The sequence below is a fragment of the Metallosphaera javensis (ex Hofmann et al. 2022) genome (assembly GCF_022064045.1).
GTDB classification, from domain to species: Archaea; Thermoproteota; Thermoprotei_A; order Sulfolobales; family Sulfolobaceae; genus Metallosphaera; species Metallosphaera javensis.
Window position 1 is genome coordinate 37,411 of the sequence record NZ_JAKNCW010000016.1, and the last position, 12,054, is coordinate 49,464.

At 49.3% G+C, this 12,054-nt stretch carries 9 protein-coding genes; 2 read left to right on the forward strand and 7 right to left on the reverse strand.

What is annotated here, in order from left to right; translation table 11 throughout:
* Positions 1–77: 77 nt before the first annotated feature.
* A complete protein-coding gene (locus L3N51_RS09795) occupies positions 78–1,685 on the forward strand; it encodes a long-chain-fatty-acid--CoA ligase (protein ID WP_255776272.1) in 1,608 nt (535 codons plus the stop codon).
* Here the strand turns inward: L3N51_RS09795 and L3N51_RS09800 are convergent.
* Both L3N51_RS09800 and L3N51_RS09805 read right to left on the reverse strand, forming a co-directional pair.
* Positions 1,671–2,891, reverse strand: coding sequence for a TldD/PmbA family protein (locus L3N51_RS09800; RefSeq protein WP_238026973.1), 1,221 nt, complete (start codon positions 2,889–2,891; stop codon positions 1,671–1,673). The genes L3N51_RS09795 and L3N51_RS09800 overlap by 15 nt on opposite strands.
* A complete protein-coding gene (locus L3N51_RS09805) occupies positions 2,892–4,271 on the reverse strand; it encodes a TldD/PmbA family protein (RefSeq protein WP_238026974.1) in 1,380 nt (459 codons plus the stop codon).
* Between the two features lie 282 nt (positions 4,272–4,553).
* On the opposite strand from L3N51_RS09805, the gene L3N51_RS09810 reads away from it, so the two are divergent.
* Positions 4,554–5,288, forward strand: coding sequence for a P-loop NTPase (locus tag L3N51_RS09810; RefSeq protein WP_238026975.1), 735 nt, complete (start codon positions 4,554–4,556; stop codon positions 5,286–5,288).
* A 1-nt stretch (position 5,289) separates the two neighbouring features.
* Here the strand turns inward: L3N51_RS09810 and L3N51_RS09815 are convergent, their stop codons facing one another.
* The 5 genes from L3N51_RS09815 to L3N51_RS09835 form a co-directional block, all read right to left on the reverse strand.
* Entirely contained in the window at positions 5,290–5,724 is a 435-nt protein-coding gene (locus L3N51_RS09815; protein ID WP_238026976.1) for an alanyl-tRNA editing protein, read from the reverse strand.
* A 1-nt stretch (position 5,725) separates the two neighbouring features.
* Positions 5,726–7,420, reverse strand: coding sequence for an acyl--CoA ligase (locus L3N51_RS09820; RefSeq protein ID WP_238026977.1), 1,695 nt, complete (start codon positions 7,418–7,420; stop codon positions 5,726–5,728).
* A 32-nt stretch (positions 7,421–7,452) separates the two neighbouring features.
* Positions 7,453–9,024 carry a PQQ-binding-like beta-propeller repeat protein gene (locus L3N51_RS09825; RefSeq protein ID WP_238026978.1) on the reverse strand — a complete coding sequence of 524 codons (1,572 nt, stop codon included), beginning with the start codon at positions 9,022–9,024 and terminating at the stop codon, positions 7,453–7,455.
* 92 nt (positions 9,025–9,116) lie between these two features.
* Entirely contained in the window at positions 9,117–10,400 is a 1,284-nt protein-coding gene (locus tag L3N51_RS09830; RefSeq protein ID WP_238026979.1) for an MFS transporter, read from the reverse strand.
* A gap of 46 nt (positions 10,401–10,446) precedes the next feature.
* Positions 10,447–11,682, reverse strand: a complete 1,236-nt coding sequence (locus L3N51_RS09835; protein ID WP_238026980.1) for an APC family permease — start codon at positions 11,680–11,682, stop codon at positions 10,447–10,449.
* Positions 11,683–12,054: the final 372 nt, after the last annotated feature.

Here is a 12,054-nt window from a genome sequence, read left to right on the forward strand (position 1 = left end):
ATTCTGGGTAAGCGGTTTTACTATGTATAGAAAAAATGTATAACTAAACTTAAATGCTAAGAAAAGGTATGATATGCATGGGATATTATAACTACAATTTGACGGTGGATAAGCTCCTCGACTACGGTTCCACCGTATACTCCAGTAAGGAGATTGTGTACAGGGATAGGAGGCGTTACAGTTTTTCCAAGTTTAGGGAGAGAGTTGAAGCCTTTGCCCAATCCCTACTAAAAATTGGTGTGAAACCAGGTGACAAGGTGGCAGTGGTTGACTGGGATACTGACGTCTATATGACCGCGTATTACGCTGTGCCCATGATAGGGGCGGTCCTTCACACCGTCAACGTTAGATATCCGCCTGAGGTCATGCTTAAGACTGTAATTCACGCTGAGGATAAGTGGGCCATAGTGAGGGATGAGTTCACCCCACTCCTGGAGAAGGGCAGGGCCTTTCTGGGCGGATTGAAAGGCGTGATTACCTACTCCGACGAGAGGGAGAAGGTCAAGACCAGCTTTCCAACCCACGACTTCTGGGAGCTTCAGGAGAGCGGAGAGAGATTACCTCCACAGGAGATAAAGGAGGACATGCAGGCAACAGTTTTCTACACCTCCGGGACCACAGGGGAACCAAAGGGTGTATGGTTCACGCATAGGGACTTGGTTCTTCACTCAATGAGCGTGGCCCTGACCACATCAAAGCCACCGTTAAGATCGTCACAGGATGATAATTTCATGATACTTGTTCCCATGTTTCACGTTCATCAGTGGGGATTTCCCTACGTCACCATGCTCGTTGGAGCAAACTACGTTCTCCCAGGAAGATACGATCCTGCAATGGAGATAGAGCTCATGAGGAGGGAGCACGTAACTTTCTCCGCCATGGTTCCCACGATCCTGTACATGATCCTGTCACATCCCAACGCGTCAAAGTACCCTGAGGTGTTCAAGGGTTGGAAGGTGATGATAGGTGGGGCTGCATTACCCACTGGACTGGCATATGCGGCTAGGAAGATGGGAATAAACATAGCGGTGGGATACGGGATGTCCGAGACGGCTCCAGTGTTGACTGTAGCCTATTACACACCCGAGGTGGAGAAATTGCCTGAGGAGGAGAGGTTCCTCCAGCAGATAAAGACAGGTGTTCCCATACCCCTATCCCAGGTCAAGGTGGTGGACGAAAAGGGGAATGAGGTTCCGTGGGATGAGAAGACGGTGGGGGAAATAGTGGCTAGAGCCCCCTGGTTAACTAGGTCATACTACAAGGACCCGGAGAGGACTGAGAAGCTCTGGAAGGATTCGTGGCTCCACACTGGAGACCTGGCAGTAGTTGACAGGTACGGTTACATCAGGATCGTGGACAGGGATAAGGACGCAATAAAGAGCGGAGGGGAGTTCATTCCATCACTGATACTCGAGGACATAATCTCCACACATCCCAAGGTGGGTGAGGTGGCCATAGTGGGAATGAAGGACGAGAAATGGGGCGAGAGGCCAGTTGCATTCATAGTCCCCAAGGGTGAGTTGAAGGAAGAGGAGATAAGGCAGTTCCTCATGGGCAAGGTGGAAGAAGGGAAGTTACAGAAATGGTGGATCCCAGACAAGTTTGTGTTCGTGAAGGAGTTCCCAAAGACGTCCACTAACAAGATAGATAAAAAGGCATTACGTGGCCAGCTAAGCCCTGGTTAAATTCACTCCCTCCACTAGAGCGAACGGGTATACTCCTGGGAGGGGCGCATCCCACCAGGCCACTGAATACCTTTCCTTGGAAAGTTCTTTTATTCCTGAAATAATTTTTCCCAGTTTGTCTGCTATCCTGACTCTCCCCGCAACTCCTACAGGTTTCCCTTCTTTTATCACCACTACGGCGTCCCTACCCACGGTCGAGAACTGTCCCTCAGCCCTGTTCTGAAATCTTGTATACCAGTTGTTATTGAACAGGATCACGTTGCCATCCAGCAGGGAGCTCTCCGAAACCTCTCCAGGAAGGACCTCGAGGGTCCACGGCCTGGGATAGACCCATCCAGCATTTCCAGTGGTCTCCCGATCTAGTACCTTCCCAACCTCAATGTTCAGGAGGGGGCTCGTGTAAACTCCCCTGTCTATTATTGTAGTCCTCCTGGTGGGCACTGCCTCATCGTCAAACTCCCAGGAATTGAGCTCGTCTCCCTTTGGGTTGTCCATAAGGGTGAACTTCTCGCTTGCAACCACGTCTCCTGGCTTCCTTGTGGATAGGAAACTGTTTCCTGTCATTATGCTGTAACCTGAGGCAGAGTATGCAACAGTTGCCATTAGGTTGCCCATCACCAGGGGAGATAATACGACGTTATATTTACCGTCGGAGACGTCGTAATGGCCGGTGATGGAGGCGTATTCCTCAGCCCTGGAGATGGTGTCTCTCACCTTCCTTTCGTCATATGATGATGAGGCAAAGGCCCACTGTCCGCTGTAATCTCCGTTCTTTGCCCTGAAGTAACCCTGGAACCAAGTCCTGCTTTCCTCCCCCTCAAATCCGTGAATTGTGGTCAGTCTCTTGGTGATGATAGTGGCCGTGACGGTACCGTACAAGGGATACTTGGAGGAGAGGAGGGGCAATAGCCTTGATGAATCCTCAAAGAGGTTCACCACTCCCTTATCCACCTTGGAGAAAGAGAACTTCCCCGACCTTTCCATGACCGTGGGGACTATCCTAGACTCGGGTAGCTGATCTAGGGCCTTGTCCAGGCTCACCTTGTCTAGGGAGCTCACCTTAGTTACGGTGAACCTGTTCCCCTTTCTGAGCAGTACGTTAAAGTACTTATCCCTTAACCTCTGAATGGTTTCAATCCTGCTTTCCACCACCTTGATTACCAAGGTTTGACTAAATATCTCCTGAACGGCGTACGGACTTGACATCTAGATCACCTTAACCATTACGTTCCTGAGCCTGAGATCCGGTCCACCCATGGAGACTGGAATTCCTTGATCCGGATCTCCTTTCCCGCATGTACCCGGGTAGAACTCCAGGGAGTCGTCAGCTCCATCGATGGCGGAAAGGAAATCCGTGGTCTTTCCCTCAAGGACAGGGAATAGAACGGGATCCCCAATCTCACCACGTCTTATCTCGTACGCTTCAAGCCCTATGTACCGCTGGCCCATCCTCATATCGTCTATGTTCCACTCCATGTACGTTTTGAAGAATATTCCCTCCTTTACGTCCTCAATTAGTTCTCTGAAATTCATGTCCCCTGGAACAAAGAAGGTATTGGACATCCTGATTAGGGGCTCTCGATCAAAGCCAGAGGCCCTGGCAGATCCGTTGCTCGGAACGTTATTCCTCTTCGCTGTAAATCTGTTCTGTAACAGCTCATTCACCTCTCCCTCCCTGATCAGAAGCTTTCTCCTGGCCTTCACTCCCTCGTCATCGATCTGGTAGTAACCCATGCTGTTCTGTATGGTAGGATCATCCGCCACGTTCACTGCAGGATTTCCGAGTCTCCTGGAGTTCATGGTAGCTAGGTAACTGGTACCGGCCTGGGCAAATTCTCTACCTAGAACTCTATCAGCCTCGAAGGGGTGTCCAACGGACTCGTGAGCCATAATCCCGCTCAGGATAGGGCTCAGGACCACATCCCTCCTTCCAGGGCTTATTCCCTTACCTGTCTGAAGAACTCGATCCAGTGCCTTCACCCTCTCCACCAGATGAGCACCTACCTTCAATTCCCTCAAAGTCTCCAGTCCTCCGCTTTCCCCCAGTTCATGCCACGCTGTGATGGTTCTGCCATTACCCGACATCACTAGGTTATATGATACGAGGATCCTGGGCACTCTGCCCACGATTCTGGAGCCGTTAATCAGTATCTCCTTCTCCTCGACACTCTCGGAGTAGGTTAAAACGAAATTGTGAAGCTTGGACTCAATTTTCTGGGAGAGGACCTCCTTGGAGATGTCCTTCAGTAAGGCAATCTTCTCCTCGAGGGAGACGGAGGTGAGGGGAGTTTTCTCGTCCACCTGATATGTTCCGTTCTCAGGTTCCACGTCTAGAAAATCGCTGGACCACCCTGACACCCTCTCTGGACTCGGGTTAAGTTCCTCTGGTGATTGGGAGGAGGCGAAGAACAGCGCACCGTTGAAGTACCTGACGGAATACCCTCCCTCCACCTCGTCATAGACCCCTAGCAACTCACCGTTCATCAGGGAGATTACCCTTGAGGAGATCTGATGATGCCTTACCTCAACGTACTTGAAGGGAAATTTACTGGCGATGGATTCTAACTCATCCTCTTTTTGGGTCATACAGACATTGTACAACACAAATTAATGAACTCATCCCCTATTACAGTATAAATGCAGAGTAATATGGGTAGTTTTTCAGTAAGTGAACCTGCCTACCAGGTCCAGTTCTGCGCATTTCAGGTTGAAGCGTCCTCGACTATATAGCGTAGGAGGCATGTCCGTTATTCGCAATGCTACTGCATGCTTTCAATGTCACAAAGTCGGTTCAGTTTGGGTAAATAACGAACTAAAGTTGCCTACAGTTACAAAATTCTTTTGTACCATTAATCTGAAAGTTTACATATGAGAATAGTAGTACTGGGGGCCAAGGGAGGGGTCGGAAAGTCTATGGTGGCTCTGCTCTTGGTGAGGTTCCTGCTCTCCTTGGGAAAAAGGATACTAGTGGTGGACAGGGATATGACAGGTTACATTTCATGGTTGGCGGGAATCCGGGGAAAGGGACTCATGGCCAGTGTGATAGACAACGAGGAACATAACTACCTGAAGACGTTCAACGTGGATAAGGGAATCCTACACGTTCTAAAGTTCTACGGAGATGGACCGAGGCTGGTGAACGACGTGAGACAATTCTCCAGGGAGGATATAGCCAATGAGGTGAAGGAAAGATATAGGGAAGTCCTTTCACTTCCCCACGATCACATAATATATGATAACAGGGGCATGATAGAGCCCAGCGAAATAGAATTCAGTCTGGAGATCGGAATGTACCTGACCAAGTACCCTCACACTCAATCATACTGGGTTTACGTATCTGACTCTCTAGATGTTAATTTGAAGATGACCTTGGATTACGATGACTATCTCTGGAGTAAATGGTCCAAGAATCTCAACGTTAAGGGTAGATCCCTTGTAATCAACATGGTACCTCCTGATTACAAGCTACCTAATCTAGACCTCTCCAGGTTTAACGTGGTGATTCAGATCCCCTTCATGGAGGGGCTATTCGAGTACTCTGGCAGGATTGAGGAACTTCCTGTAGTGAGCTCCCTGAGTCCTATCCTTCCCTTCCTGGGCTAAGTCATGTGACGTCAAATGCAACCTCGAGCAATCTCTTACTTTGCCTGAATCTCCAGTAATCCTGACGGATTGTACCAATTTCCCTGGTTGTTGGGGTATGGTCCTTGGCACAGGCGTTAATGTTCCAACCGGGTATCTTAACGATCACCAGTTCCCTGACCTCAGGCGGGACGGGAAAGTAGTCGTATATGTCATTTCCGTAAATCCTTTCAGCCTCCCCCCTGGGGACAACCTCCCTCAGGATGGGTAGGCCCTCATTCACAATGCGATTAGCCTCCCTGAAAACGTTATCCATCTCCTGGTCTGTCGGTTTCCTTTCGAGGATGACCGTTATTCTCCCGTGATTTTCCTTCACGTACGTGGAGTAGGTTATCTTGGTGTTAAGCACGCTCTGGAGGGCTCCCTTCACCACATGAAGACCAGTGTGGGTTCTCACCTCAGAAGGTAAATTCGTTCTGTCCCACCTCTCCCTTCTTCCTCTTCTCCTCCTCCCTCTTCCTTAGCTCAACCCTCCTGATCTTACCGCTGATTGTCTTGGGAAGTTCATCCACGAACTCAATTATCCTGGGCACCTTATAGGGCGAGAGAAGAGTTTTAACCTTCTCCCTTATCTCCTCGGCAAGCTCCTTGCTGGGGTTATATCCTTTCTTCAACACTATGAAAGCCTTAACCAATTGCCACCTGACGGGATCTGGAACGCCTACCACTGCAGCCTCAGCCACCGCGGGATGTTCCAGGAGCGCACTTTCTACCTCAAATGGTCCCACCCTGTAGTCTGACGTTTTTATAACGTCATCTCCCCTTCCCACAAAGTAGAAGTATCCCTCCTCGTCAAAGTACGCCTTATCCCCCGTGTAGTAGTATCCCTCCCTGAACGATTCCATGTTCTTCCTTTCATCGCTATACCCCAGGAAGAGACCTATGGGTCGAGGGGTGAGCCTCACAGCAATGTGACCCACCTCGAACGGTCTTGTGATCTCCCTTCCCTCATCGTCGAGGAGCCTCACGTCGTAGAGAGGATGCGGTTTACCCATGGAGCCCGGCTTCACCTTAAGGAAGGGGAAGTTACCTATCATCGCGGTGGTCTCCGTCTGACCGTAGAAGTCACGTATGGTGAGGTTGAACTTATCCTTCCAGGTCTTGATCACCTCTGGGTTCAGAGGTTCTCCTGCACTCACCACAGACCTCAATCTCTCGAACTTGAACTGGTTAAGGTCGAGGGTTATAAACTGTCTCCAGGCTGTGGGAGGCGCGCAGAAACTGGTTACTCCCATCTCCTCAACCTCCTCCAGATACCTCTTGGAGTCCAGCTTCCCCTCGTAATTAATTGCGGCAATTGTTGCACCGACCAGGAGAGGAGAGAAGAATGAGCTCCAGGCGAACTTCGCCCATCCAGTGGCGCTGAGGTTCAGGTGAAGATCGTTTTCCCTCACCCCTATTATGGAGGCTGTGGTGATGGAGCCCAGAGGGTAAGAAACCGCGGTGTGGATTACCCTCTTGGGCATACCCGTTGTTCCCGAGGTGAAGTAGTTTATGATCACGTCCTCTCCCCTCGTTTCCTCAGCCTCAGCGTTACCAGACTCCTCCTCGAGGGAATTCCACGTTTCCCTCTTTCCATCAATCAGAAACTTCTCGGTCTTAAGGGAACCCAGCGCCTCCTCCACCACGTGAGCCCTCAAGGAGTCCGCAATCACAGCGTTGGGTTTAAGGTCTGAGAACCTGTACTTCAACTCCGCAACAGTTAAGTTGGTCGCGCTGGGAACCATCACGAATCCTCCCTTAATCACTGCAAGGAACACGGCCCAGTGCATGGGGTGGACCTTGGTCATGAGATACACCACGTCCCCCTTCTTGAGGCCATGTTTCCTCAGAGTATTGAGCACCCTGTTGGACATGAATGAGAGTTCGTGGTAACTGATCTTAGCCTCCTCTCCTGTGTTCATGTCCCTCCATACTAACGCAGTCTTTCCACCCCTCTCCTTCACATGAATTTCCTCAAAGACGTCCCTGACCCAGTTGAACTTCCTTAGGTTTAACTGGCCCATCATTCCCACTAAATCCTTGAGTGACTCCTCACCGGGAGAATTCTCATACTCAATGAATTTCCCGAAAAACTCACGAACAGTTACCATGTATATATCTATCCAAAAAGACATTATTAATTTTAAGAGGAGGGTAGAGCCACGGAAAGATCATCTTCATAGATCTTTAGGATGGATGTGGTGTTGTGTATCACGTAATATAGGGGTATTGCCTCCACGTACCCAAATCCGCCGTCCACTATTATCGTATTGCCCACCACCAGTGGAGTGTCTATGACTAGGTCCTGCCCTGTGGGATACAGGTTCACCACTTTCCCTGTACTTGCATTTATCACCTGGATGTACTCGAAATCAGGGTTCAGAATGTATCCGTCCACGTATGTGGGTCCAATGAGACCTGGCGCGCCCCTAACCAATGGGTCTTCCCAGATAACCGCACCGTTACTCAGGTTTAGCGCTAGGATTTTCCCATCCTTACGGTCATTGATGTAAATATGTCCGTTCACAACGGCAGGGCTCTCCCCATTGTTAGCCCCTGTGGGAAGCACGTAACCTGACACGTTCCTGATCCAGATGATTTGACCGTTGGTTTCATTCAGGGTTATTACTATTTCCCTAGCCAAGGTTTCGTTGAAGAGCGGACCGTGATGAAGCGGGTAGCCCGATATGAACCCGTCCACTACGTAATCCCCTGAAACGGCCATCACAGCGTCACCTGGGCCGGAGTCGTAAGTGAAGGGTAATTTAGTGACCCATGCTATCTTCCCGGAGGTATATATCCCAACAAGTGAGGATACGTTTTGAGGATAGGCTGAGGAGAAACCGGCAACCAGTATGGTTCCGTTGGACGCATTGACGTAATCTAGACTGGCCATATTTGCAGTGCCAAACGGGCCAGTTCTCCATATTAGTGATCCCGTCTCCGCATTAACTGCGTAAATGTAGCCGTCGCCGTCATCGAAGTAGATGGTGTCGTTAAGGATGACAGGAGTCGGCATTACCTGCGACTTGGTCTGGAAGAACCACACTGGCTTGCCCGTGGAGGCATTGAGAGCCATAAGCCCTGATAGGCCAGTGAATTCTCCCCTGTGTCCTCCACCGAAAGCGTTGAGCAGACCTTGGCCGTAGGTGAAGAAGGCCCCTCCCAGCCCCACGTATACTAGACCGTGATAGATCAGAGGCTGGGACATGAGCGTATCGGGTAACATGGCCACAAACACGGACTTGCCCGTGAGGGCATTTATGGCATAAAGTACTCCATCTGAGGCGGAGACATACACTATCCCGTTGGCGTAGGATGGAGGAACTGCATCTCCCATCATTTGCACGTATCCTTCCCTGAATTCGGGAGTGAAAGTCTTGATCAACTTAAGCCAGCCGGTGATGTTGTTAAAGCTGAAGGCCGGCATGATTTGCTGATAGACCCAGCTGGTATTGAGGTCTCCTTGGACATAGGGTACTCTGTTCTGCGAGTTATCAAAAAGCGTCCAGGATCCCTCTGTCAGGTTAGGTAAATTTTGCGGGAAGTAATAAACGCACACGGGAAAACCGTCAACCTGATACAGGTTCATCTGATAACTTGGGGACGGTCTCACCACCTTCACCGACGTGTGAGTCGTCTCCGAGAACGCATATCCGATTCCAACTCCAACGAGGAGAGCGAGAACTATTCCGACTAAAATCTTGTATTCCATGAAACAAACAGGAATCTTACAACTATAAAAAGTTTCACTTTTATTTTCTAAAAATTCTCTTTAACTTTTAAAATCTTCCACCTGATTTGTTTTCATCTACTCTTCTTAACGAGTAATACCACCAGACCCGCCAGAATGTCGAATAGGGCAAGGGAGTAAACTCCTGCCGTGAACACTCCTGTCAAGCTCTCTAGGAAACCAACAATGATGGGTCCAGCTATCCCTCCTAGATTGCCCAGAGCGTTAATAAGGCCAATGGATGCTGCCGCAGATTCCTCACTTAGAAATTCTGTGGGAATTGTCCAGAAGACAGGAATGAAACTGTAAATCCCAATTGCAGATATCACGAAGAATATGAATGAGACCACAGGTTCTCTCAGGGTGAAGGCACTCAACGATAGGCCTATACCAGCAACAAGAAATATGGCCAGCGCCAGGAGCTTTCTAACTCCCGCAGTATCCGAATACCTTGAGATGAAGATGAGGGATATGGATGCCACGAGGTAGGGAATCACTGTGAGGTAGCTGGCCGTAGATGCGGAGACTCCAAAGCTCTTTATAATGGAGGGCAACCAGATGGTGTAACCGTAAAGGGACGTGACTCCAAGGAAATAGATTAAAACGAGGAGCACCACGTCCCTATCTCCAAGAGCCCTCTTCCAAGAGCCGTGAGATACTATCCTCTTTTTCTCATCCTTCTCAGCCTTCATCTTGTTCAGGAGTTCCTCCTTCTCCCCCTCGCTTAACCACTTTGCATCCTTGGGAAAGTCCGTGAGGAAAAGCCAGATTATAACCACTGAAGCCAGGGCCAGTATACCCTCAGCAACAAATAGATATCTCCATCCAGGGTCGTCTCCAAATACCGAGAAGAATGAACCAGCTATGAGTCCCCCTATGATCCCTGACACTGGGATGGCAGCATTGAACAGGCTGTTGGCGAACCCCCTTTCATCTCTCAGGAACCAGACGCTCAGGTAGAAGATGACCCCCGCGTAAAAGGGCGCCTCTGCCAGTCCTAGAAGGAACCTCAGAAGGTAAACCTCAGGAACGTTCTGAACGAACCCCGTGAGAATTGTTATGATTCCCCAGGCTGTGAATGCCAGGGCAAACACTCTCCTGACTCCTATCCTGCTTATGCCCAGGTTTGAGAAGACCTGAGGGATAGCATAGGCCACAAAGAACAGACTCGAGGCAATGGAAGCTATGAGATCTGCACTGGTCTTGGGAACGCCTAGATCCCTGAACATTCCTGCAGAAATTGCGTAGGAGATGTTAACCCTATCCAAGAAATTTACTAGATAGAGATAAAAAAGGATGGGCAACAACCTAGCTATTCTCTTTGAAGAGGATATACTCCTCAATGGTTGATCGCTCATTAAGATAATATTTGCTAGGCAATATTATAAATCATGAGAACTAGAATTAATCTTTACGGCCTCTGGTCTCCTTTAGTGCCTCATACACGAGCATCCCCACGAAGAGGGTAATCACTCCGATCTCCAGGGACTGAATCCCTAGCGATACAAGGAAGACTGCGGACAATCCTGTGGACAATATCTGGAGAACTGGATAACCTGGAGATCTGAAGACCCCACGAAGTCCCCTATGTCTAGCGATCATCACTTCTAGCCCCGTCAGCATGTAGGAGAAGACAATCCCAAAGTTGCTGGCTAGAGCAATGCTTTCCACGTTTCCCAGGAAAAGGGAGAGCATCATGATTGCACCCACAAGGATAAGGGGATGTCTCACGGAGAGCTGAAAGTCCTTTGAGAGTTGATCCAGCGTTCTCTCACCCGCCACAATTATTGAGAGCGTGACGCTCACCGTAGCTATCAAGGCTGAGGCTCCAATCACGTAATATATGGCTGACGGAGCGTGTATACTGCTCAGTGCCAGGGAGAGGGGTGCAGAGGATAGCCCATAGTAGGTGTAGGGAACAGCATCCACCATGGCGAAGATTACGGATATGTAGACCAGTGAGGTAATTATTAAAGACCATACAATGGCCCTTGGAATTACCCTCTCACCGTTCTCGGTGGAGGGAGTGAGGGTAGCTATGGTGTTGAATCCCGAGTAGGCGAAGAACGCCAGGTTGGAGGCCACTAATAATCCTGTTATCCCATGGGGAAGAAATGGAGTGAAATTATGTGTCCTGAGTCCAGCGATGGCCAGAGTTGACGTCGTGAACACCAGAAGACCTAGGAGGTTAACCACGACCAGCGCAGTTTCCACGTTGGCCACAAGCCTTAATCCAAGGTAGTTGAGAAAAAGCAGAACGGCGATGAGCAGAACTGCCATGGGATAGTACAGAAAGGATGGAACGCCGAGCTGGGTCATATAACCTGAGAAGCCAAGAGCAGTGGCTGCCCCACTAATGGAGTAAGCTATAACCCTGAACCAGCCCACGAGGAAACCGCTCATCCCTCCAAGCGTCTTCAGGGTGAAGCTGTAAACCCCTCCCTCCACGTCAGTATAAATTGAGGATAATTCAGCGCTATTCAGGCCCACTGTCATGGCGTAGATCGCCGTTATGACGAAGGCTAGGATAGCCCCTGGTCCTGCGGAGGATATGGTGGTACCGGCCATAACGAATATTCCCGCCCCTATGATGTTACCCAATCCTATGAAGAGAGCCTGCCAGAAGCTAAGTTTCCTCATGGGAAGAAGTATTGTGACGATTAATTTAACTGTTGAGTCTGGGGATAGAGTCGTCAAACTTGCAAAAATTTGTTTTATGGCTCCGTAACTTTGCATTGAAACTTACAAACTTAAAATATGCCAACACGACGAGACCCTGAGTCTGGGCATATATGACTCGTATTAAATAATTTGGAGATCATAAATCTAATACGTCACATCGCAGGACAAACCTTATGGAAAATTGACAAATCTGTGGATCTGGGGAAAACCCCATTAGAAAATCGTGAACCGTCAAAAATCAACGTATATATGAGTAGCACTTTTCGGAACTTACCTCAGGCTGAACAGTTTCTTGGTATCACCCACCTCAAGGTAAAGGGTTTTAAGCAG